This window comes from Streptococcus sp. GP0011 (assembly GCF_030546305.1).
Lineage (GTDB): Bacteria > Bacillota > Bacilli > Lactobacillales > Streptococcaceae > Streptococcus.
The window spans coordinates 141,554-162,145 of the sequence record NZ_JAUONR010000001.1 but is presented as its reverse complement, the minus strand read 5'-3'; the positions used below and the strand labels follow the sequence as shown (position 1 = coordinate 162,145).

The following is a 20,592-nucleotide window of genomic DNA, read 5'->3' as shown; positions in this document are numbered from 1 at the left end:
CTACTCATGATCAGATGGAAATATAGCAAAATATCGTCCACGACTATTATACTACATATCTTTGAATATTTTTATTAAAATCTTTTTATCTATCAAGTTATTTATTTACACATTGTCAAGCGTTTTGATATATTATTTCATAACACCATATAAAAAATGACTTTCCTAAGAATTGTCTGAAAATACTGACATAATAGGAGTTTGCAAAAAGTAATGCCTCCTTGTAACAATCTGTTATTTCTAATAAATCTATGATATAATAGTCTTATAGAGGCTTTCAAATAATCATCTATTCAGTTTATTTATGCTAAAGGGAAAGCTTGGGTAATACTAAATCTAGTATTTTTAATATTTATAGATAGGAAGGTAAAGTTATGGCAAACAAAACTAGAGAGTTAATCTTAGATGCTTTTATCACTCTTGCAAGGAGAAACCCTCAGCGAACTTCTTTTACCATGACTGAGATTGCTGCAGAAGCTGGTATTTCCCGCCAAGCGATTTATCAAAAGCACTTTAATAACTTTGAAGATATTATCGATTATATCCACAAGGAGACCGATCAACAAATCTTCAATATTTTTAACAACTACTGTCCTGAAAGAGATGGCGATCCCATCACTCTCTTAGCGGACCGCGTTCTTCCTCTCATCTATGAAAAGCGAGAAGTCATCGGTGCCTTGTACAATTCTCAAGCCGACCCATGTTGGAAGGAGTTTCTGCGTGGGACATACTCGGAGTGGGTACTAAAAAATATTAATTACCAACTGAAATATAATTTTAGTAAAGAGGACATCGCTTATATCATTACGACCATGGCAATCTCTTTCATTGAAGTCTGGATTCGTAAAGATAATCCAATCCCCCCTGAAGAGTATAGAGAGACTTTCATTCAATTGTCTAAGACTTCTCTCTGTGACTATATTGTGTCCTAAAAAAGAATCTTGAGTTACACTCAAGATTCTTTTTATTGTCCCCCTTTAAAGGCATCGACCATTACCTGAAATTCTTCATTGGAAAGCGTGATTCCTTTGCCCATTTTGGTATGGTCAGGACTCCAAGAACGAATATCAAACTTTGCTGGTGCTCCATTAAAGCTAACGCGATTTAGTTCTTTAGTCCATCCTTTGTCATTTTCAGACAAGGTCAGTAAGTGTTCTTCGATCTCAAATGTAAATTCTGCCATTTTAACTCCTTTATGTGATATGCTTTCTATAGTCTATTCGTAAAAATCTTGTGGTTTTTAGGAAAATTTTATATAATGTGGATATATAAGAAGGGAGGATTCTATGAGACAGACATTCAAACTAGTTCTAGATAAACTACATGGTTTTCTCAATGGGAATGATGATCATCCGCAAATCCAGGATAACTCCCTCACTGCTATGATTGAACAAGCCATCCAAAGAAAGACGGCTGTTCATGTTATACTTGCTGAGACAAGTTTTACGGGTGATATTGTTAAACACGATGCTAATCGCCAACAAATTATCGTCAAAAATTTTTCAAAAAACGTAACTCGAATCATTCGTATCAGTGACATTAAGCGACTTCGTTTCGTTCCCTCAACTGTACAAAAAGCTCAGAAAAGTCTATTTAAGAAAGAGTGAGATGTTCTTTGCATCCCACTCTTTTTCTTAACGGATTTGTTCAAAATGAAGATGAACAGCGATATGGTCGCCATAACCACTTCTCTCCAAATCGCGTTGCAAGCGATAAGAGATATAATGTTCTGCGATTGTAATGTAGCCAGCTCCAAGCAAGCGGTGCTCAACCATTGACTGGATCATGCTGATAGTCGCACGTTCTACTTTTGCTTCTTCCAAGTCCAAAACGACTTTTTTAGTAACTTGAGCTAAGTTTTGACGTAAGTCATCGGTCAAAACATAAACTGTTTGAGCTGCTTTTAGGACAGCTTGGTAAATTTTATCTGGATCAAATTCAGCAATTTCTCCATTACGTTTGATTACTTGCATAAGGTTCTCCTTTATTCTTTGTTTTCTTTGATTTCAGCCAGCATCTTTTCTTCCTCTGCTGTTAGTTGATAGTTTTCTAGCAGGTCAGGTCTGCGCTCGTAGGTTTTCTTTAGACTCTCATACAGTCGCCACTGGCGAATCTTTTCATGGTGCCCACTCATGAGCACATCTGGCACGACCATGCCTCGATAGTCATAAGGGCGAGTATACTGAGGATATTCGAGAAGTCCCGAAGAGAAGCTATCATCCTGGTGACTAGACTCCTTACCAATCACTTCTGGAATCAAGCGCACGGTCGCATCAATCATAGTCATGGCTGCCAATTCACCACCAGTCAAAACATAATCTCCTAGAGAAATTTCATCGGTTACCAAGGTTTTGATACGCTCGTCATACCCTTCATAGTGACCACAGATAAAGATCAGTTCCTCTTCCTGAGCCAAATCCTCAGCGTAGGCTTGATCGAACTGTTTTCCAGCAGGATCAAGAAGAATGACACGGGGATTTTTCTTTTCAATAGCATCAAAGGCATCGAAAATGGGTTGAGCCCTTAGCAACATCCCCTGACCGCCTCCGTAAGGTTCATCGTCAACATGACGGGCTTTTTCAGCGTATTCTCTGAAATTATGATACTGGATATCCAAGAGCCCTTTTTCTCGAGCCTTCCCAACAATCGAGTGTTCCAGCGGAGAAAACATCTCTGGAAAGAGGGTTAAAATATCAATCTTCATCATCTAGTCCTTCTAAGATGTCCACATCAACCCGTTTGTTTGGAATATCAACATTGAGAACTACTGGCGGAATGTAAGGTAAAAGCAAATCACGCTTACCTTTTCGTTTGACCACCCAGACATCGTTGGCACCTGGTTGTAGGATTTCCTTGATGGTTCCAACCAAGTTGTCTCCCTCGTAAACGTCCAAACCGATAATCTCGTGATAATAGAATTCACCATCATCTAAATCGTTCAAATCTTCCTCAGCGACCTTGAGACTGTAGCCCTTGTACTTCTCAATCGCATTGATATGGTACATGTCTTTGAATTTGATAATGTCAAAGTTCTTATGCTTGCGGTGACTTGCGATGGTCACTGTTTGGACAAACTGGTCTTTATCATCAAATAAAGCCAGCTCTGCTCCCTTTTTAAATCGTTCTTCAGCAAAATCCGTAACAGACAAGACTCGCATCTCCCCCTGTAGACCCTGCGTATTGACGATTTTTCCAACATTAAAGTAGTTCATCTTGTCTCCTGTACTCTCCTTCTTTCCATCTTATTCTGACAATTCTCGAATAATATTCGCAATTTTTTCTGATTCAGACCATTGTAAATAATGGTGATTCCCTCCTAAAATGAGTTTAGTATTGGAAGTCCAATATTCTGAGTCTCTGTATTCTTTTTCTCTATAAGCCTGACAAAAAATAAATACAGGGACATGAGCTTCTATAGATACATTCTTAAAATCTTCCTCAGTAATCTCACAATATATATGAAATTCTGGAACTTGTCTTTCCAACTCTGAATCTTTTTCTTGCACTAAATCCCAGATTTCTTCATTAGTTTCAGAGCTAAATGCTGCTTGAGTTATGTTCTTAAAATAGACTTCGGGGCCACACTCTTCAATCAGTCTCATTTGCTCTTCCATTTCTGGATAAGGATTTTCTGAAAAATCAGAAAACATTACTTTTTTAGTTGTTGGTTCAATTGCTACTAAAGCCTGACACTTAATTGATTTGTTCATCAATTTGCAAGCTAAAATTCCACTCAAACTATGTGCACAAAGTATATATTCATAAATCGCCAATTCTTCAAGTACTTCATAAACCGCGTCTACAAGATTGTCCAGATTTTTTCCAGATTGGTCATGAATCGGACTCCTACCTGTGTTTGGAAAATCAATTGTCAAATAACCAATTGTGGGAGGAAGTTTTTCAAGTATAAGTGAAAAATTTTCATAACTTGGTAGCAAACCTGCGCCATTTAAACAAACAAGCACTTTCTTTTGCTTTTTATAAGTAACAGAGAGGCTGCCAATTTTTGTAGTTACTTCAAATCGTTTCATAAAGAAATCCACTCATTCTATAACAATGATTTATTAAAAACCCTTATCCTTTATTTTATCACGTTCTAGGGATTTTCACAAGTTGAAGAAAAAAGACACTATAGATATTTTCCCTCCAAAAACTCTCCAAATCTCTTTCATGTTGGTACTTAATGGCAGCCTTCTTATCTTTGTCAAAAATGGTTTTGGTTAGGTCAATGTCGTTGATGGCCGCAATTGCGACCGTATAGTGAATGATATCTGCCAGTTCTTTGGCTAGTTCCTCGTTTGAGTCCTGAACGCCCTCTTTTCGACCAGAGCGCCCATTCAAGACCTCAGCTACTTCTCCGACTTCCTCCACTAGTTTGATAAAGAGGCCTTCCTCAGTTCGAGACTGTTGGTAATGTTCGAGTAAGTAAGCTTGTAATTGTCTAAAGGTTAAATCCTTCATCTTCTCCTCCTCACAAAAAAGCGAGACTTCAGTCCCGCTTTTTTATTTTTCATCGATAACGATTCTTACTTTTTTGTCTTCAGTTGGGACAGAGTAGACAATCGTTCTTATCGCTGAGATAGTGCGACCCTTACGACCGATAACACGACCGACATCGCTTTGGTCAAGATCCAAGTGATACTCCAAAAACTCTGGTGTGTCTTCAATCTTGATAGTTAAGGCATCAGGTTGTGAAATCAAAGGTTTCACAATCGCAATAATGAGATTTTCAATCGTATCCATCTGTCAACCTACTTTAAACTTATTTTGAGAATTTAGAATCGTGGAATTTTTTCAATACGCCTTCTTTTGAAAGGATGTTGCGAACTGTATCTGAAGGTTGAGCTCCATCAGCCAACCATGCAAGAACGCGGTCTTCTTTCAAAGTTACTTGGTTTTCAGCAACAAGTGGGTTGTAAGTTCCAACTGTTTCGATGAAACGTCCGTCACGTGGTGAACGTGAGTCTGCTACGTTGATACGGTAGAAAGGTTTTTTCTTAGAACCCATACGAGTCAAACGGATTTTAACTGCCATTTTTTAATGTCTCTTTTCTTATTTTTTATTTCGGTGAAATAGCTAAGCTATTTAGCACATGTTCTATTATAGCAGATTTCTGACAGGTGTCAAGAAAAAAACTTGACAGAGTTTTAATTTTTTTAACTACTAGAAATTTTTAGTAAAATCTTTTACATTTGAAATCAAACTCCTTTTAAGGTACAATGGTAGAAATGAATTTTTGAGAGGTTAACAATGAAAAAACTAGCAACCCTTCTTTTACTATCAACGGTAGCCCTTGCTGGATGTACTAGTATCCAACGTGGTCTCCGTGGTGATGAATATGTCGACTCCAGCATCTCAGCTGAAGAAAGCTCAAAAGCGGCTGCTCAGGCTGCCAAAGATTTGAATGACGCTTTGACCAATGAAAATGCCAACTTCCCTCAACTTTCTAAGGAAGTTGCTGAAGACGAAGCTGAGGTCATTTTACACACAAATCAAGGCGATATCCGCATCAAACTCTTTCCAAAACTAGCACCTCTTGCGGTTGAAAACTTCCTTACTCACGCTAAGGAAGGCTACTATAACGGCATCACCTTCCACCGTGTCATCGATGGCTTTATGGTTCAAACTGGAGATCCTAAGGGAGATGGTACAGGAGGCCAATCTATCTGGCATGATAAGGATAAAACGAAGGACAAGGGAACTGGTTTCAAAAATGAAATCTCTCCTTACCTATACAATATCCGAGGAGCCCTTGCTATGGCTAACACTGGTCAACCAAACACCAACGGTAGCCAGTTCTTCATCAACCAAAATTCAACAGATATTTCAGCTAAACTCCCTACAAGCAAGTATCCAAAGAAAATCATCGAAGCCTATAAAGAGGGCGGAAATCCTAGTCTAGACGGCAAACACCCTGTCTTTGGTCAAGTCATCGATGGCATGGATATTGTTGACAAAATTGCCAAGGCTGAAAAAGATGAGAAAGACAAACCAACGTCTGCTATCACCATTGATAGTATCGAAGTGGTAAAAGACTACGATTTCAGCAAAAAATAAGCCATCAACAGATAAGGAGACGATGACATGATTTTATTTTGGGGTTCTAAAGGTTATCAGAAAGATTTGGGACATACTCAAACAGCGATCGAATGTGGTCACTGTAACAATGTTGACACTTGGGAGATTGTAGAAACTGGACGCAAATTTACCCTCTACTGGATTCCACTTTTTCCTTATAGTAAAAGTTACTTCGTTTCTTGTCCGATTTGCCACTACGGTAAAGAAATTGAGAAATCTGAAGTTGAAAGCTTTTTAAATTACTAGTCAAAAAAGCCAAGTCATTTCGATTTGGCTTTTTTACTGCTTTTAAGTTAGCTTGTTAAAGTCCCAGATTTGGTCCATCCAGCCTTCATAGAAGTCTGGTTCGTGGCAAACCATGAGAATGCTTCCTTTGTATTCTTTAAGCGCGCGCTTGAGTTCTTCCTTGGCATCTACATCCAAGTGGTTGGTCGGCTCGTCCAACACTAAGACGTTGTTTTCACGATTCATCAAGAGACAGAAACGCACCTTGGCTTGTTCACCACCTGATAAGACCTGAATTTGGCTTTCAATGTGCTTGGTTGTCAAACCACAACGAGCAAGGGCTGCACGGACTTCTGCTTGGTTAAGGGCAGGAAAGGCATTCCAGACAGCCTCTAGTGGTGTTTGACGATTGCCACCTTCTACTTCCTGTTCAAAGTAGCCAAGTTCTAAGTAATCACCGCGTTCAACTTCCCCAGCGATTGGCGGAATAATGCCCAAGAGAGACTTCAAGAGGGTTGTTTTCCCAATACCATTGGCCCCAATAATGGCAACCTTTTGATTGCGTTCAAAGGTAAGATTTAAGGATTTGGTCAGAGGACGATCATAACCAATCTGCAAGTCCTTGGCTTGGAAGATAAAACGCCCTGGCGTACGAGCTGTTTTGAAATCAAAGGATGGTTTTGGCTTCTCACTTTGCAGTTCGATAATATCCATCTTGTCGAGTTTCTTTTGACGGGACATGGCCATATTACGCGTTGCAACACGCGCTTTGTTTCGAGCCACGAAATCCTTGAGGTCTGCAATCTCTTTCTGTTGGCGTTCGTAGGCTGCCTCCAGTTGAGATTTCTTCATAGCATAGACTTCTTGGAACTGGTAATAGTCACCAGAGTAACGCGTCAGCTGTTGATTTTCCACATGGTAGACGATATTGATTACGTCGTTGAGGAAAGGAATATCGTGCGAAATAAGGACAAAGGCATTCTCATAGTTTTGGAGATAACGTTTGAGCCAGTCAATATGCTCAGCATCCAGATAGTTGGTTGGCTCGTCCAGCAATAAGATATCTGGCTTTTCAAGGAGGAGTTTAGCTAAAAGCACCTTTGTTCTTTGTCCACCTGACAAAGAGGTTACATCCGTATCCATGCCATAGTCCATGACACCGAGAGCACGCGCAACTTCATCAATCTTAGCATCCAAGGTATAGAAATCACGACTCTCCAAACGGTCTTGGAGCTCTCCTACTTCTTCCATCAGCGCATCAATATCCGCCCCGTCTTCTGCCATTTCCATATAGAGGTCATTGATACGAGCTTCTGCATTAAATAGCTCATCAAAGGCCGTACGGAGAACATCACGCACAGTTTGACCTTTCTTTAGCACAGCATGCTGATCCAGGTAGCCAGCAGTCACATACTTAGACCACTCAACCTTCCCTTCATCTGGTAACATCTTACCAGTCACGATGCTCATAAAGGTTGATTTTCCTTCACCATTGGCACCGACTAGACCGATATGTTCTCCCTTGAGGAGACGGAAAGACACATCTTCAAAAATTGCACGGTCACCAAAACCGTGACTTAAATTTTTAACTTCTAAAATACTCATTCTAATTCCTTATCTTATTTTTATGTAGTCCTTTATAGAGGAGCCAAGCCAAATAGCCTCCCAGGGTATTGGTCCACAAATCATCAATCTCAAAGACGCGATTAAAGTCGAAGAAAAAATCTAAAACTAGTTGCGTACACTCAATTCCTAGACTTAGTAAAAAACTGAGAAATACGATTTTTTTCGTTTTTCGTAAGTTTGGACAGAGGTAGAGCAGTTGAAAGACCAGAGGGAAGAGCAAGAAGACATTTAAAATGTTCTGCAAAAAGATCCAAATAACTTGTCCCAAACTGGTCACTTCACCTAGATTCCACAGGGAGTTTAAGGGAGTTAAAAGAAAAACCAGGCGTCCAAAAGTTTGAATACCTGGAGTTTCCACTCCTGTAGGAAGTTGAGGCTGGGGAGTAAAACAAAAACAGGCAATGCAAAGACTGTAAATAGCCACTCCTAATTTCAAGATTAATTCTCTTTTTCTAGTCATTTTATGGATTTACCGCTGCGACTGCCTTCTGGCGGTCACGTTTCATTGTATTGGAGCGCAATTGTCCACAAGCTGCATCAATATCAGTACCATGTTCTTGACGAACAACACAGTTGACCCCTTTTTTCTTGAGGGTATCGTAGAAGGCCATCACGCGCTCTTTAGGACTACGGCTATATTGGTCATGTTCACTAACTGGGTTATAGGGAATCAAGTTTACATAAGACAATTTCTTGATATTTTTGAGCAATTCCGCCAGCTCCAAGGCTTGTTCAACACCGTCGTTGACTTCATTGAGCATAATGTATTCAAAGGTCACACGGCGATTGGTTGTTTCGATATAGTACTCAATAGCAGAAAAGAGTTTTTCAATCGGAAAGGCACGGTTAATTTTCATGATGCTTGAACGCAATTCATTATTGGGTGCGTGAAGGGAAACAGCCAGATTAACCTGTACGCCTTCATTAGCAAAGTCACGAATTTTATGGGCCAAACCTGACGTAGAAACAGTAATGTGACGAGCACCGATTGCCATCCCCTTGTCATCATTGATGGTACGGACGAAATTCAAAACATTGTTGTAGTTATCAAATGGTTCTCCAATTCCCATGACTACGATATGACTGACACGCTCGTCCTGACCACGCTCATCAAAATATTTCTGAACCAGCATGATCTGCGCTACGATTTCCCCGTTATTGAGGTCACGTTGCTTCTTGATCAAGCCTGATGCACAGAAGGTACAACCAATATTACAGCCCACCTGAGTGGTCACACAGACTGACAAACCGTAGTGTTGACGCATGAGTACTGTCTCAATCAACATACCATCTGGCAACTCGAAAAGATACTTAACAGTACCGTCAGCCGACTCTTGTACAATACGTTGTTTCAAAGGATTGACCACAAACTGCTCATTGAGCTTAGCAATCAAATCCTTGGAAAGATTGGTCATTTCTTCAAATGACTGGACACGTTTACGGTAGAGCCATTCCCAGATTTGATCTGCTCGGAATTTCTTTTCTCCTTGTTCTAATACCCATTCTTGCATGGCTTGACGTGTTAAACTATAAATAGACGGTTTCATCTCTTCTCCTTATTCTCTATCTATTTCTGACGAATGACAAAATGGCGCTGTCCCTTGTCCTCTTTCTGAGACTTTTGGTCCTTATGACGACGTCTATTTCTCTTATCCGCATTTGGTTTTCTCTTGTTTTGCGAAGGTTTCTTTCCTCTTCTAGGAAGGTTTTCCTCTTCCTTTTTACGCATTTTCTTGTCAAATGACGCACGCTTAGGTGCTTGGTTTTCTAAGACAAAATAAGCACAACCATAACTACAGTACTCCAAAAGATAATCTTGTAAGCGACTGATTTTTTCAATTTTTTCCTCTGTTCGATCGTCTTTGTAAAAACCGCGTAGGCGGAGCTGTTCATTGCTCCAGTCCCCCACGACATAATCAAACTTGGTCAACACTTCTGAGAAGCGTTGATTAAAGACAGTCACATCGAAAGCATCCTTGATATTTTCAACCAAGGTAAAAGCAATCCCTTCAGTCTCAACCTTATCCCCATTCACATGAAATTCTGGGCCAGGAAACTTGTTATAGTTGTATAATTCAGGTGCAATTTCTTTACGCATAGTCTTCCTTTTCCACGATTACTTAACACTCTATTTTACCATAATTTCTACAAGTTGGCACGAATATCCTGAAAATGAAAAAAGTCTGACGATTCTGTCAGACTTCTGCTTTATAACCTTAAAAAGAGAAGATTGACTCTTCCCTCCACATTTTATTATTTAGCTGCTGCGTAAAGCTCGTCTACCTTGTTCCAGTTAATCACTGAGAAGAAAGCTTTGATGTAGTCAGGACGCACGTTGCGGTATTTCACGTAGTAAGCATGTTCCCAAACGTCCAAGCCCAAGATTGGTTTTTTACCTTCTGAGATTGGTGTATCTTGGTTTGCTGTTGAAGTTACTTCAAGCTTCCCTTCTTTGTTGACAACCAACCATGCCCAGCCAGAACCGAAGCGAGTTGTGGCTGCTGCTGTAAAGGCTGCTTGGAACTCTTCAAATGAACCAAATGTTGCGTCGATTGCTGCTGCAAGTTCTGCTGAAGGAGCAGTCTTTTCAGAAGTCATCAATTCCCAGAAAAGAGCGTGGTTCAAGTGTCCACCACCATTGTTGATAAGTGCTTGACGGATATCAGCTGGGATAGAATCTACATCAGCAAGCAAGGCTTCAAGGTCTTCACCGATTTCAGGGTGTTTTTCAAGAGCAGCATTTGCATTGTTGACATAAGTTTGATGGTGTTTGTCATGGTGCAAGTGCATTGTTTCTGCATCTATGTATGGTTCCAAAGCGTCGTATGCGTATGGAAGGTCTGGTAAGATAATAGCCATCTGTAATACCTCTTTTTCTTTCTATATGAAAATGATAACGCAATCATCCTCTTTTTTCAAGTTTTTTGCTCAATTTGCCTCTGCCGCGATCTGCAAAAGTGCCTTTTCAAACAGGTACCCCTTTTCATAGACACCTGTCTTAATCTGGTAGTCTGTTTCAATCAAATAAGAAATCGCTCGCTTGAGAAAATCTAAGGAAATTCCTCTCGAATCTCTCAGTGCAAACTTGATTTGATAAGGATTAGGATTGCGCCCCAAGTAAGTTCCCAAACTGCTTACAATCTGCGATTCCGTCTGACCAGTATCTGATAAAATCTTCACTTGGATAAAGGTACGAAACTGTCCTAACATGACAGCTATGAGCTTGATTTCGTCTTCCCCTTGCAAGGTCAAGTCTCTAACCAAGTCGCGCGCCTGGTCGATCTTTTTGCCCAAGATAAGCTGAGTCAAATCAAAAATATTGTCCTGCAGGGTCTTTGGAATAGCCTCGACAATATCCTTCTCCTCTATCATGCCATCTGACTTATAAGACTGTAAAAAGAGGAGATTTTTCTGGATTTCGCTAAACTGAAAACCAGACTTGATGAGTAGATTTTCAAAAGACTTTTCCGCAAACTGCAAACCTTGTTTTTGGCTCCATTTTTGGAAATATTGGCGGAGTTCTTGTTCCTTGGGTTCAATAGCATCAAAAACAGTCGCATCTCGTTTGAGCAATTTGACCAACCGTCTTTTACTATCCAACTTTCCTTCCGCAAAAATCAACAACTTGGTTGTTGGCGAAGGGTTATCAAGGTATGCCTCAAACGACTTGAGCTCATCATCTGCTAAAAAGCGTTTCTTGGCTGTTGTGATATCGACAAAATGGTCTAATATCACGATTTTCTCATCCGCAAAGAAAGGGAGACTGACCAACTCCAACTCTAAGTCTTTATAAGCTACTTCTTTCATATCAAAGTAAGCAAAATTGAGATCAGCTGGATCATAACCAATCTGCCTCAACACCTGACTCTTCATAACTTCAAACTGGCCCTGATCTGTTCCTGTAAATAGATTCAAGCTAGATAGATTTGATAAAGTCAACTTCTGACTGTCTTCAATGGCTAGCATCATCTCTCCTTTCTTCTGATTTTTTATTAAACTTAATCAATATAGCGCAATTTCCCACGGAAATCTTCTAGGTTCTCGTACCCTTTTTCCGCCATAATAGCTTTCAGTTCATTGGTAATGCGTTCAAAAGCACTGATACCTTCTTTGTGAAGAGTGGTCCCTACTTGCACCATACTCGCACCGCAGAGGATATGTTCAAAGGCATCACGACCCGTAAGAACGCCACCCGTTCCGATGATTTGGATTTGGGGATTTAAACGTTGGTAAAAGGCGTGCACATTCGCTAGAGCAGTCGGTTTGATATACTCTCCACCAATGCCTCCAAAACCGTTTTTAGGGCGAATAACGACAGACTCATCTTCGATATAGAGACCATTCCCGATAGAGTTAACACAGTTAACAAATTTGAGTGGATACTTGTTAAAAATAGCTGCCGCTTGGTCAAAGTGGACAATATCAAAATATGGTGGCAACTTGATTCCAAGAGGTTTGGTAAAGTAGGCAAATACCTCTGACAAGATACGGTCTGTTGTTTCAAAATCATAGGCAATCTGAGGTTTTCCTGGAACGTTTGGACAAGAGAGATTAAGCTCTGTCAGTCCTTTGAATTCACTCTCTTGAACTTTTTTCAAGATGGCATGTGTTTCTTCTGGAGACATGCCAACTAAAGATAGGAAGAAAGTTCGGTTTGGCTCTTTTTCCTGCAAGTCCAAAAGATAGTCCAGATAGTAGTCTAAGCCATTATTTGGTAAGCCCATGGAGTTGATAGAACCAAGTGGAACATCCTGATAACGTGGTTCAGGATTCCCCTGACGAAAGTCCAAGGTCGCTGTCTTTGTGACAAAGGTTCCCGCCGCTGAGTTTTTGACTCCTTCAAGCTCTTCTATCGTCATACAAGCCACACCTGCTGCATTCATCAAGCAATTATCAAACTCAAAGCCAGCTATTTGTGTTTTCGTTGATACCATGATTCTGATCCTCCAGATTCCTTTTATTTCTAATATTATACCATACTTTAAGATTTTCTCTTTGAGAAACTAATTTCTATATAAAACGTTCGGTTTTGTAAATTGAAAGAATTTTTAGAAAATTTCTGTTTTTTTCTTTACACTCAAAAAAAATTCTGCTATAATGGCTCATGTAATAAAATATAACAACAAAAAGGAGAACGATATGACATCTGCTAAAGACTATATCCAAAGCGTGTTTGCAACTGTGAAAGCTCGTAACGGGCATGAGGCTGAATTTCTCCAGGCGGTTGAAGAATTCTTCAGCACTTTGGAACCTGTATTTGAAAAACATCCTGAGTATATCGAAGAAAACATCTTGGCACGTATCACTGAGCCTGAGCGCGTAATTTCTTTCCGTGTTCCTTGGGTTGACCGTGATGGAAAAGTTCAAGTTAACCGTGGTTACCGTGTTCAATTCAACTCAGCTGTTGGACCATATAAAGGCGGACTTCGTTTCCACCCAACTGTAAACCAAGGGATCTTGAAATTCCTCGGCTTCGAACAAATCTTTAAAAACGTTTTGACTGGACTTCCAATCGGTGGAGGTAAAGGGGGATCAGACTTCGATCCTAAAGGAAAGACTGATGCTGAAGTGATGCGCTTCTGCCAAAGCTTTATGACAGAATTGCAAAAATACATCGGACCATCTCTTGACGTACCTGCTGGTGATATCGGTGTTGGTGGACGTGAAATTGGTTACCTATACGGACAATACAAACGTCTTAACCAATTTGATGCGGGTGTCTTGACTGGTAAACCTCTTGGATTTGGTGGTAGCTTGATTCGTCCAGAAGCAACTGGTTATGGTTTGGTTTACTACACTGAAGAAATGCTCAAAGCTAATGGTAACAGTTTTGCTGGTAAGAAAGTGGTTATTTCAGGTTCTGGTAACGTAGCTCAATATGCTCTTCAAAAAGCGACTGAACTCGGCGCTACTGTTATCTCTGTATCTGACTCAAACGGTTATGTCATCGACGAAAATGGTATTGACTTCGATCTTTTGGTTGATGTTAAAGAAAAACGCCGTGCTCGTTTGACTGAGTACGCAGCTGAGAAAGCAACTGCTACTTACCATGAAGGTTCTGTATGGACTTACGCTGGAAACTACGACATCGCTCTTCCATGTGCGACTCAAAACGAAATCAACGGCGACGCAGCTAAACGTTTGGTTGCTCAAGGCGTTATCTGTGTATCAGAAGGTGCTAACATGCCTAGTGACCTTGATGCGATTAAAGTCTACAAAGAAAACGGAATCCTTTACGGACCTGCCAAAGCTGCCAACGCTGGTGGTGTAGCTGTATCAGCGCTTGAAATGAGCCAAAACAGCCTTCGCCTTTCATGGACCCGTGAAGAAGTTGATGGACGCCTCAAAGACATCATGACCAACATCTTCAATACAGCTAAAACAACTGCTGAAACATACGGACTTGGTACTGACTACCTTGCAGGAGCAAATATCGCTGCCTTCGAAAACGTAGCAAACGCTATGATTGCACAAGGTATTGTTTAATTAGTCGATACATCCTATCGGAGGACAAATGATGAACTTACGGCCAATGGAAGTAAGAGACAATCCAGCTGTAGCGCAGCTCATTCGAGCCAGCCTAGAAGAATTCGGGCTTGACAAACCAGGAACTGTCTACTTTGATTCTCATCTAGATCATTTGGCCGACTATTATCAACAGCAAGAGAGAGCAGCTTACTTTGTTCTGGAAGATGAAGGACAGCTGGTTGGCTGTGGTGGCTTTGCACCTGTGTCCGATAAGATTGCTGAATTACAAAAACTGTATGTCACTAAAAATAGCCGTGGCAAAGGTTATTCCAGCAGGTTGATAAAGCGAATATTCCAGGAAGCCCGCCTAGCAGGTTATGAACAGCTTTATCTAGAAACCTCTACTGAACTGGCTACGGCTGTGTCCATCTATCAGCACTATGGTTTTACATCACTGCAAGAACCACTTTCTAACGCTGCCGGCCACCCAGCTATGAATATCTGGATGATAAAATCCCTCTTATCAGATGAATAGATGGCAGTATACTAATGTAGACTAGGCTATGATAGTAAAGGTATTGTTTAAAATTCATTTGTTCAATCCTCAATCGCTCTGATTGGGGATTTTTGTATTAGTTTTAAAAAAGCCCACTATTTCTAATAGTAAGCTTAAAGTCAAGATCTATTTTACCTCTACTAAGGCAAAAGACAGGCATTCAACTATTTCATTTACTGTTTCATCTATGTCTAGGACCTCATTATTATTCAACATCATTGGAAGAGCATAAGAAAGACTCAAAGCCAAAATATAGCGAACGATTCTTTCATTAGACCAATCTCGGATAACACCTTTTTCTTTAAACTGATTCAGAACTGGACTAATTGGCTTAATGATAGAGTGAACAATAACATTCCCTAACTGGTCAGAAATAGTTTTATCAATAAAAGAACGACTCAAGAGAATTTTAACTTGCATTTGATTCTCCTGAATGAAAACTAGTCTATCTCGAACAATACTTCTCAAAAATAGTGGAAAAGACTCTTGGTTTGCTGTAAATTTCTTCTCAGAAAAATCAGCAATCACATCTGGAATAACCTGTTCGAGAAAAGTTGACAGAATAGCCTCTAAGATGCCTTCCTTGGTCTTAAAGTAACTAAAAACTGTTCCTTCTGAAACTCCAGCCTCCTTAGCGATAAAACTGGCTGTTGTATTTTCAAAACCAATTTCTGAAAATAGCTTTAGACTTGATAACAATACTTGACATTGTTTTAAACTCAAATTGCTATTTTCTAATGTCTGAGCATACTTTTGTTCTAAACTTTCCATTGCTGGCACCTCTCTCCTACCCTCTTAGTTTTACAACTTTCTTACCTCGAGTGTGTCCCGACTTCAGGCTACGATATGCCTCTCTAACTGACTTTAGAGAAAAATCATAAACCTGATCAATATTCAGCTGAACCTTCCCTTCTGAGACCATTTCCGCTAGAGTGTTAAAATCATCATATGTGGAATGTCTCGGACCCGTGAAATGGGCACCTTTTATCATAACATATGGTGAAGGTACTAGCGTTCCAATAGCTGTGCCCTTCAACCCCAAACTGAAAGCCAATTTAACATAATCACTTCCATAGCAATCCAAGAATTTTGTAATTGGCTTTGTACTTGCTGATAGAAGAGCATTCTGGATGTTCTCTTCGTAAGCTACTGGTATGGCGCCTAAGGACTTCAGATAATCTGAATTTTTCTTACTTGCAATTCCAATAACTGTCGCACCCTTAGCAACTGCATACTGTACTGCAATACTTCCAATACCACCTGCCGCTGCTGAAATAACTACAACATCTTTAGAGTTTAGCTCAATCTTTCTAAAAGCACCTCCCACTGTTAGAGAGGCTACCCCCATAGTAGCAGCATGATTCATATCAATCATCTCTGGCTTCAATACAATTTCCGATTCATTGACACAAACTTCTGTTGCCAAAGCTCCCCTCTTGGTCCTCAATCCAGGGTCACTGATCATTGTTCCAAAAACCTTATCCCCTACTGCAAACCGATTTACTCCTTCACCAACTTCTGTGATAACTCCAGCAAAATCCCGACCAACACCTCTTGGAAAAAGAGATGATTTTGACTCAAACCAACGACTTGGCTTCCTGAGTTTTGTCATAAAAGATAGAAATCGGAGTGGCTTTGCACCTTCAAAAGTCTTATAATCAATAGGATTTAAACCAACTGCATGAACTTCTACCCTAACTTGATTCAGTTTCAAAGAATCAGATTTAATGTTCACTAAATCTAACACTTCTTCATCACCGAAACGACTATATTGTATTGCTTGAACAACCATTGTATGAACTCCTTTACACATCTACAAAATTGAGTGAGTACTCAATCATTTTTTCTTGATTATACACTTATTCTTCATAGATTTCAACTATACTGTTTCTACAATTTCTAACTAAGTTAGCTGTTCATGATAAAAATAGATCTATTTTCTCTTATGAAAGATTATCAAACTATAACTCAAAGAAATCCGACTGCTTATAAAAGCAGCCGGATTTTTATATATCTAATTTTTCAAAAAATTTGCCTGTTGACTGCTTTTCTTTTAACTTCTCCAGCAGCTCATTTTCCAGAAAAGGACTTAGTTCGTCAAAATCTTGACAAACCTTAAAAACCGTCTCTCTATCCATCTGACCATAAGCTAATTCATAATAGTCCTTATGATGATACCAGTTCTGGTCATAGTTGATATCTGTCCGTTGATAGTAAACGATGTTCTGCTTCGGTGTCAGGTAAAGCTTCTGTGTTAGAATGCTTTTCTGATCTTTGGACAACTTACTACGACTGAAAATTTTGACACCTTGAAAAATCTTACGCTCATGGATACCTTGATTTGTGACTTTCAATTCAACTCTTTTATAGTACATATAGTCACCTCCTGAAATTACCTACATTATATCAGATTCTGGCAGATTATCAAGCCAAAGTGTCATTTCCAAAAATCTTTCGTCGCCTCTAAAATCTCTTCTGTAGGTGTCACTGTAGCCTCAATAATGCTCTTGCCAGTCTTTTTCAGATAAGCTTGTATCAAATGATAACCATAAGCATAGCCTGCAGCATAGGGCATTCCAACCGTTATTTGACCTTGAATCTCAGCAATTTCATCACCGTAGAGATAAGGAGCCATTTCCGCCATACCTGTTAGCTGAAGCTGACTTGAGATGATGGGCTTAATCTCTTCTAACTGCTCTGGACTGGTTGAAGTGACCCAAGGCCCAATGAGATCTTTGCCATAGAGCTCAGCCGCAAAAGACTCTGCCAATCCTTCACTGACTACCCAGTCTGCTAGTGTCGTCTGCTGGTTCCATTTGATAAATTGGAAACGTACATTGTGATTGCACTCGTGAGCCAACGCAGCCTGCACACGTAGTAAAGTATAGTCATTTGGTAGCAGACTAAGCATGAGGTAGCCTGGAATTCCGCCATCTCCGCTATAACCCTTATTGAGCTGTAGCATAGGTTTTTCTGGATTGCCCAATAAAATAGTAAAATGGTAATCCTCAACATCTAAGTCATAGCCAGCCTGCTCAAAAAGCCCCATACTCCTTTTGATGGTATCCTGGCAGTCCTGCCAGAGTTGATCAGAGCTCAGAGAGTCGATAGCTGGTCTATCCTTTTCTGAGAGAGTTGAGGGTAACTGATTCATAAAGCCAAGTAGGAAAAGAGCATCAAATCCTCCAGGATACTTTGCTTTCAGAGGAATGTGTTGCGTTTGGTATTTCATTGCAAAAGGTGCTAATATTTTAGCTCGAAAGCAACCTTCTCTTTTTTCTAAAGGAAGCTCGAGCATCTCTTGGTAAACTTTATCTGAACGAATCATATTGATTTGCATGGTAAGCTCCTTTCTTATCTATTATTAGTATAATCCCTTACCTAAGGTCAGAGTCAAGAAGAAAATTGAAATTATATCAAGATTCTAGTAATTGTTAGTAAAAAAACTAGAACTTTCGTATCAGATCATAATTTCAAGTAGGTTTACCCATTTTAAATCGTAACAGAAAAAACCACTACTCCTAAGAATAGCGGTTTTATATGTTTTTTAAGCTACTAATGTAGTTGCTCTATTATTTAAGAGTAACAATTTGCAAATCCTATTTTCCCCCAGTATTAGTGGGTTAATTCCTCAATTTTCAACTTTGGCAGGAATTTGGTAGGTAAATTGATAATCCAAGATTATCTAAACTGTTTGTAATCTCTTCTGAAATTGTTGAATCACCTGAATAATACCAGTGACTATATGTATTCAACGTGGTTGACTTATCAGCGTGTCCTAATCGATATGAAACATATAAAGTATCCTTATGTAACACATTTATAAGATAAGATGCATGACTATGTCTTAATCCTTTACCTGTAATTTCTGGTACACCAGTAATCTTAGCATGCCTTTTTATTATCCTAGAAATTGTAGACTTACACAAGGGGGCACCAAAACGTGATACTACATAATCTTTATCATCATTCTTGATTTGAACTTCTCGCCATTTTTTAAGTATTGTAATCGTAAAATCATCTAAATCAATTTTACGATTCCCTGCTATTGTCTTTGTTTGTTGTTTAGCATACCATACACCGTTTTTATCTTTTTCAATTGTCGAATGAACATGAATCCATTTACGTTCAAAATCAATATCTTCCCATTTAAGAGCAATACCCTCACTAACTCTTAAACCAGTCATAAAATATAACCAGATCGTCATGTAGTTATGGAGTCCCTCATACTCACTAATATCAAAAGAGTTTATTACTTTCTTAAATTCATCAAAAGTCCAAAATTTTGTATCAGGGTGCTTTCCTCTAGGATTATCTAATCCTTTAAAAGGAACTCTATCAATATAACCCAATCTTTCTGCATAACCCAGACATGCTTTAAATCTAGACCACATATTTTTAGCATAGTTACTAGAATACTTGTCTATAATAGCTAAGCGAAATCTTTCACAGTCAATAGTACTAATATCTGATAATTTTTTACTACCAAATTGCTTAATAAATAACTGATGATGTGGTAAAGCGGTCTGATAAGTTACAAATTGAACTTTTTGTTGATAATATTTTAAATAAATCTCTTCCATAAACTCTCTAAAAGTTAGAAAACTATTATTAATAGTAGAGTTCACAAATTCATGTTTTAAACGAAGTATCTCTTCATATGCTTCCTTAAAAGAATTGAACGGTAGTCCCTGTTGATTTTTCCTTCCTTTCTTTTGAATTCTTTTCCCAGTTATTGGATCAACTCCTAATTCAATTTGAAAATAAATTTTTCCTTTTGAATCTTTGTATACACCTTTATATTTCTTTGTCTTTGATATAACCATTTTTCTCACCTTCTATATCTGAAAAAGAAATACCAATTAAATTTTCTACAATATTTTTAGGAGCAATGCCTAACCTTTTATTATTGAAAGGTGAACATCCTAATTGTACCGCATTCTTATCATTTTTTCTAGCTTCTTCAAACTTTTTTACAGCAATCTTTTTTGCTTGTCTAATAATATTTCTCGATGTGTGCTCTGGAAAACCAATCGCAACTAAATCTTTATAGTTTACTGTTTCCATGATTTTATTACTTCCTTTCTTAGATTTTTTACCTCCATGGCATGACTGATGAAGTCATCATAAGAATTTCACTTGCTGCTCTTTTACGGTGGCAGCCTGAACGGTCAGAAGTATCATTGTATATCATTTGTATCATGGCATATAAAGTATCGCTCTATTTTATTGATGGTTTTAAAATCGCTCTTATCATGGCGAGCCATTCAAATCTGCTCCACAAATGAGGAAAGTACCATTTTGGACTATTCAATTGTCAATGTGCTTTCTTAACCTACTACTTTTTGAAGTAATGGTCTTCTTTGTTATCCACTCGACCTACAAGGTAGTCTAAGCTTACCTTATAAAAATCTGCAAGTTTAATAAGGTCATCTATAGAGATTAACCTGGTACCTGACTCCATTTTAGAATACGCTGACCTTGTACAATTCAAGACTGTTTTAGCAATATATTCTTGTGTTAAATCAGTATCCTCACGTAAACCTCTAATCCTTTTCAACATCCAATGTCTCCTGAAACAAGTATAATATAGTTATTTTCTTATTTTGTGAAATGTGACAAATTGGCACATTAAAGT

The 20,592-nt window shown here is 39.0% G+C and carries 28 protein-coding genes; 6 read left to right on the top strand and 22 right to left on the bottom strand.

Going from position 1 to position 20,592, the window contains the following annotated elements:
- Positions 1-374 precede the first annotated feature (374 nt).
- Positions 375-932: a TetR/AcrR family transcriptional regulator gene (locus Q4443_RS00845; protein WP_076984608.1), complete on the top strand. Its 558-nt coding sequence runs from the start codon at positions 375-377 to the stop codon at positions 930-932.
- Positions 933-964: 32 nt separating this feature from the next.
- Here the strand turns inward: Q4443_RS00845 and Q4443_RS00840 are convergent, their stop codons facing one another.
- The gene (locus Q4443_RS00840; protein ID WP_000807419.1) at positions 965-1,183 is read right to left on the bottom strand and encodes a YdbC family protein; all 219 of its coding nucleotides are present in this window, start codon (positions 1,181-1,183) and stop codon (positions 965-967) included.
- A 103-nt stretch (positions 1,184-1,286) separates the two neighbouring features.
- On the opposite strand from Q4443_RS00840, the gene Q4443_RS00835 reads away from it, so the two are divergent.
- Positions 1,287-1,607 carry a hypothetical protein gene (locus Q4443_RS00835; protein ID WP_049519624.1) on the top strand — a complete coding sequence of 107 codons (321 nt, stop codon included), beginning with the start codon at positions 1,287-1,289 and terminating at the stop codon, positions 1,605-1,607.
- Positions 1,608-1,634: 27 nt separating this feature from the next.
- On the opposite strand, the gene Q4443_RS00830 is transcribed toward Q4443_RS00835, so the two are convergent.
- From Q4443_RS00830 to rpsP, 7 genes are read right to left on the bottom strand one after another with little or no spacing between them, the layout of a single operon-like run.
- The gene (locus Q4443_RS00830; RefSeq protein ID WP_001196045.1) at positions 1,635-1,973 is read right to left on the bottom strand and encodes an ATP cone domain-containing protein; all 339 of its coding nucleotides are present in this window, start codon (positions 1,971-1,973) and stop codon (positions 1,635-1,637) included.
- 11 nt (positions 1,974-1,984) lie between these two features.
- Positions 1,985-2,704, bottom strand: coding sequence for a tRNA (guanosine(37)-N1)-methyltransferase TrmD (gene trmD, locus Q4443_RS00825; RefSeq protein WP_002882191.1), 720 nt, complete (start codon positions 2,702-2,704; stop codon positions 1,985-1,987).
- Complete coding sequence (gene rimM / locus Q4443_RS00820) at positions 2,694-3,212, bottom strand: ribosome maturation factor RimM (protein ID WP_303407834.1); 519 nt, start codon at positions 3,210-3,212, stop codon at positions 2,694-2,696. The genes trmD and rimM overlap by 11 nt, the downstream gene beginning before the upstream one ends.
- Positions 3,213-3,242: 30 nt before the next feature.
- The gene (locus Q4443_RS00815) at positions 3,243-4,031 is read right to left on the bottom strand and encodes an alpha/beta hydrolase (RefSeq protein WP_000819211.1); all 789 of its coding nucleotides are present in this window, start codon (positions 4,029-4,031) and stop codon (positions 3,243-3,245) included.
- Positions 4,032-4,089: 58 nt separating this feature from the next.
- Complete coding sequence (locus Q4443_RS00810) at positions 4,090-4,461, bottom strand: MazG nucleotide pyrophosphohydrolase domain-containing protein (protein WP_049519621.1); 372 nt, start codon at positions 4,459-4,461, stop codon at positions 4,090-4,092.
- Positions 4,462-4,503: 42 nt separating this feature from the next.
- The gene (gene kphA / locus Q4443_RS00805) at positions 4,504-4,743 is read right to left on the bottom strand and encodes an RNA-binding protein KphA (RefSeq protein WP_000379617.1); all 240 of its coding nucleotides are present in this window, start codon (positions 4,741-4,743) and stop codon (positions 4,504-4,506) included.
- Between the two features lie 19 nt (positions 4,744-4,762).
- Positions 4,763-5,035 carry a 30S ribosomal protein S16 gene (rpsP, locus tag Q4443_RS00800; protein WP_000268760.1) on the bottom strand — a complete coding sequence of 91 codons (273 nt, stop codon included), beginning with the start codon at positions 5,033-5,035 and terminating at the stop codon, positions 4,763-4,765.
- A 216-nt stretch (positions 5,036-5,251) separates the two neighbouring features.
- On the opposite strand from rpsP, the gene Q4443_RS00795 reads away from it, so the two are divergent.
- Entirely contained in the window at positions 5,252-6,058 is an 807-nt protein-coding gene (locus Q4443_RS00795) for a peptidylprolyl isomerase (protein WP_042769227.1), read from the top strand.
- Positions 6,059-6,085: 27 nt separating this feature from the next.
- A complete protein-coding gene (locus Q4443_RS00790; protein ID WP_080702745.1) occupies positions 6,086-6,325 on the top strand; it encodes a zinc-ribbon domain-containing protein in 240 nt (79 codons plus the stop codon).
- Between the two features lie 42 nt (positions 6,326-6,367).
- On the opposite strand, the gene Q4443_RS00785 is transcribed toward Q4443_RS00790, so the two are convergent.
- The 7 genes from Q4443_RS00785 to Q4443_RS00755 all read right to left on the bottom strand — a co-directional run bounded on the left by Q4443_RS00785 (position 6,368) and on the right by Q4443_RS00755 (position 12,864).
- Positions 6,368-7,909, bottom strand: coding sequence for an ABC-F family ATP-binding cassette domain-containing protein (locus Q4443_RS00785; RefSeq protein WP_049519620.1), 1,542 nt, complete (start codon positions 7,907-7,909; stop codon positions 6,368-6,370).
- A 1-nt stretch (position 7,910) separates the two neighbouring features.
- A complete protein-coding gene (locus Q4443_RS00780) occupies positions 7,911-8,390 on the bottom strand; it encodes a VanZ family protein (RefSeq protein ID WP_049519618.1) in 480 nt (159 codons plus the stop codon).
- Between the two features lies 1 nt (position 8,391).
- Positions 8,392-9,477 carry a 23S rRNA (adenine(2503)-C(2))-methyltransferase RlmN gene (rlmN, locus tag Q4443_RS00775; protein WP_049519617.1) on the bottom strand — a complete coding sequence of 362 codons (1,086 nt, stop codon included), beginning with the start codon at positions 9,475-9,477 and terminating at the stop codon, positions 8,392-8,394.
- Positions 9,478-9,497: 20 nt separating this feature from the next.
- The gene (locus tag Q4443_RS00770; protein ID WP_001224366.1) at positions 9,498-10,028 is read right to left on the bottom strand and encodes a YutD family protein; all 531 of its coding nucleotides are present in this window, start codon (positions 10,026-10,028) and stop codon (positions 9,498-9,500) included.
- 155 nt (positions 10,029-10,183) lie between these two features.
- Positions 10,184-10,789, bottom strand: a complete 606-nt coding sequence (sodA, locus tag Q4443_RS00765; RefSeq protein ID WP_049519616.1) for a superoxide dismutase SodA — start codon at positions 10,787-10,789, stop codon at positions 10,184-10,186.
- 69 nt (positions 10,790-10,858) lie between these two features.
- On the bottom strand, positions 10,859-11,896 hold the full coding sequence (gene holA, locus Q4443_RS00760) for a DNA polymerase III subunit delta (RefSeq protein WP_049519615.1): 1,038 nt from the start codon (positions 11,894-11,896) through the stop codon (positions 10,859-10,861).
- A 32-nt stretch (positions 11,897-11,928) separates the two neighbouring features.
- Positions 11,929-12,864 (bottom strand): dihydroorotate oxidase, encoded by a 936-nt coding sequence (locus tag Q4443_RS00755; RefSeq protein WP_049519614.1) that lies wholly within the window; start codon positions 12,862-12,864, stop codon positions 11,929-11,931.
- A 205-nt stretch (positions 12,865-13,069) separates the two neighbouring features.
- Between Q4443_RS00755 and gdhA the strand changes: the two genes are divergently transcribed.
- Entirely contained in the window at positions 13,070-14,416 is a 1,347-nt protein-coding gene (gene gdhA / locus Q4443_RS00750) for an NADP-specific glutamate dehydrogenase (protein ID WP_000199515.1), read from the top strand.
- Between the two features lie 31 nt (positions 14,417-14,447).
- Entirely contained in the window at positions 14,448-14,933 is a 486-nt protein-coding gene (locus tag Q4443_RS00745) for a GNAT family N-acetyltransferase (RefSeq protein ID WP_049519613.1), read from the top strand.
- A gap of 147 nt (positions 14,934-15,080) precedes the next feature.
- Here the strand turns inward: Q4443_RS00745 and Q4443_RS00740 are convergent, their stop codons facing one another.
- From Q4443_RS00740 to Q4443_RS00710, 7 genes are all read right to left on the bottom strand, one after another.
- Complete coding sequence (locus tag Q4443_RS00740; RefSeq protein ID WP_049519612.1) at positions 15,081-15,725, bottom strand: TetR/AcrR family transcriptional regulator; 645 nt, start codon at positions 15,723-15,725, stop codon at positions 15,081-15,083.
- Positions 15,726-15,741: 16 nt separating this feature from the next.
- Positions 15,742-16,746, bottom strand: coding sequence for an NADP-dependent oxidoreductase (locus Q4443_RS00735; protein ID WP_049519610.1), 1,005 nt, complete (start codon positions 16,744-16,746; stop codon positions 15,742-15,744).
- Positions 16,747-16,960: 214 nt separating this feature from the next.
- Positions 16,961-17,329: an EXLDI protein gene (locus tag Q4443_RS00730; protein ID WP_049519608.1), complete on the bottom strand. Its 369-nt coding sequence runs from the start codon at positions 17,327-17,329 to the stop codon at positions 16,961-16,963.
- Positions 17,330-17,391: 62 nt separating this feature from the next.
- Positions 17,392-18,294 carry a DUF2268 domain-containing protein gene (locus tag Q4443_RS00725; protein WP_049519606.1) on the bottom strand — a complete coding sequence of 301 codons (903 nt, stop codon included), beginning with the start codon at positions 18,292-18,294 and terminating at the stop codon, positions 17,392-17,394.
- A gap of 298 nt (positions 18,295-18,592) precedes the next feature.
- The gene (locus tag Q4443_RS00720) at positions 18,593-19,780 is read right to left on the bottom strand and encodes a site-specific integrase (RefSeq protein WP_003042983.1); all 1,188 of its coding nucleotides are present in this window, start codon (positions 19,778-19,780) and stop codon (positions 18,593-18,595) included.
- Positions 19,752-20,021 (bottom strand): DUF3173 family protein, encoded by a 270-nt coding sequence (locus Q4443_RS00715; RefSeq protein WP_003042127.1) that lies wholly within the window; start codon positions 20,019-20,021, stop codon positions 19,752-19,754. Before Q4443_RS00715 ends, Q4443_RS00720 begins: the two co-directional genes overlap by 29 nt.
- Before the next feature lie 271 nt (positions 20,022-20,292).
- Positions 20,293-20,517: a helix-turn-helix domain-containing protein gene (locus Q4443_RS00710; RefSeq protein ID WP_033585734.1), complete on the bottom strand. Its 225-nt coding sequence runs from the start codon at positions 20,515-20,517 to the stop codon at positions 20,293-20,295.
- Between the last annotated feature and the right edge of the window lie 75 nt (positions 20,518-20,592).

Bases quoted from the DNA above. Each gene is read 5' to 3' on its own strand.
- Q4443_RS00830 (WP_001196045.1), bottom strand. From the start codon at position 1,973: ATGCAAGTAATCAAACGTAATGGAGAAATTGCTGAATTTGATCCAGAT.
- Q4443_RS00725 (WP_049519606.1), bottom strand. From the start codon at position 18,294: ATGCAAATCAATATGATTCGTTCAGATAAAGTTTACCAAGAGATGCTC.
- Q4443_RS00720 (WP_003042983.1), bottom strand. From the start codon at position 19,780: ATGGTTATATCAAAGACAAAGAAATATAAAGGTGTATACAAAGATTCA.
- Q4443_RS00840 (WP_000807419.1), bottom strand. From the start codon at position 1,183: ATGGCAGAATTTACATTTGAGATCGAAGAACACTTACTGACCTTGTCT.
- Q4443_RS00780 (WP_049519618.1), bottom strand. From the start codon at position 8,390: ATGACTAGAAAAAGAGAATTAATCTTGAAATTAGGAGTGGCTATTTAC.
- Q4443_RS00815 (WP_000819211.1), bottom strand. From the start codon at position 4,031: ATGAAACGATTTGAAGTAACTACAAAAATTGGCAGCCTCTCTGTTACT.
- Q4443_RS00810 (WP_049519621.1), bottom strand. From the start codon at position 4,461: ATGAAGGATTTAACCTTTAGACAATTACAAGCTTACTTACTCGAACAT.
- rlmN (WP_049519617.1), bottom strand. From the start codon at position 9,477: ATGAAACCGTCTATTTATAGTTTAACACGTCAAGCCATGCAAGAATGG.
- Q4443_RS00735 (WP_049519610.1), bottom strand. From the start codon at position 16,746: ATGGTTGTTCAAGCAATACAATATAGTCGTTTCGGTGATGAAGAAGTG.
- rpsP (WP_000268760.1), bottom strand. From the start codon at position 5,035: ATGGCAGTTAAAATCCGTTTGACTCGTATGGGTTCTAAGAAAAAACCT.
- Q4443_RS00745 (WP_049519613.1), top strand. From the start codon at position 14,448: ATGAACTTACGGCCAATGGAAGTAAGAGACAATCCAGCTGTAGCGCAG.
- gdhA (WP_000199515.1), top strand. From the start codon at position 13,070: ATGACATCTGCTAAAGACTATATCCAAAGCGTGTTTGCAACTGTGAAA.
- Q4443_RS00770 (WP_001224366.1), bottom strand. From the start codon at position 10,028: ATGCGTAAAGAAATTGCACCTGAATTATACAACTATAACAAGTTTCCT.
- trmD (WP_002882191.1), bottom strand. From the start codon at position 2,704: ATGAAGATTGATATTTTAACCCTCTTTCCAGAGATGTTTTCTCCGCTG.
- Q4443_RS00795 (WP_042769227.1), top strand. From the start codon at position 5,252: ATGAAAAAACTAGCAACCCTTCTTTTACTATCAACGGTAGCCCTTGCT.
- Q4443_RS00835 (WP_049519624.1), top strand. From the start codon at position 1,287: ATGAGACAGACATTCAAACTAGTTCTAGATAAACTACATGGTTTTCTC.
- Q4443_RS00730 (WP_049519608.1), bottom strand. From the start codon at position 17,329: ATGTACTATAAAAGAGTTGAATTGAAAGTCACAAATCAAGGTATCCAT.
- Q4443_RS00740 (WP_049519612.1), bottom strand. From the start codon at position 15,725: ATGGAAAGTTTAGAACAAAAGTATGCTCAGACATTAGAAAATAGCAAT.
- Q4443_RS00785 (WP_049519620.1), bottom strand. From the start codon at position 7,909: ATGAGTATTTTAGAAGTTAAAAATTTAAGTCACGGTTTTGGTGACCGT.
- Q4443_RS00755 (WP_049519614.1), bottom strand. From the start codon at position 12,864: ATGGTATCAACGAAAACACAAATAGCTGGCTTTGAGTTTGATAATTGC.
- Q4443_RS00845 (WP_076984608.1), top strand. From the start codon at position 375: ATGGCAAACAAAACTAGAGAGTTAATCTTAGATGCTTTTATCACTCTT.
- Q4443_RS00715 (WP_003042127.1), bottom strand. From the start codon at position 20,021: ATGGAAACAGTAAACTATAAAGATTTAGTTGCGATTGGTTTTCCAGAG.
- kphA (WP_000379617.1), bottom strand. From the start codon at position 4,743: ATGGATACGATTGAAAATCTCATTATTGCGATTGTGAAACCTTTGATT.
- Q4443_RS00790 (WP_080702745.1), top strand. From the start codon at position 6,086: ATGATTTTATTTTGGGGTTCTAAAGGTTATCAGAAAGATTTGGGACAT.
- holA (WP_049519615.1), bottom strand. From the start codon at position 11,896: ATGCTAGCCATTGAAGACAGTCAGAAGTTGACTTTATCAAATCTATCT.
- sodA (WP_049519616.1), bottom strand. From the start codon at position 10,789: ATGGCTATTATCTTACCAGACCTTCCATACGCATACGACGCTTTGGAA.
- rimM (WP_303407834.1), bottom strand. From the start codon at position 3,212: ATGAACTACTTTAATGTTGGAAAAATCGTCAATACGCAGGGTCTACAG.
- Q4443_RS00710 (WP_033585734.1), bottom strand. From the start codon at position 20,517: ATGTTGAAAAGGATTAGAGGTTTACGTGAGGATACTGATTTAACACAA.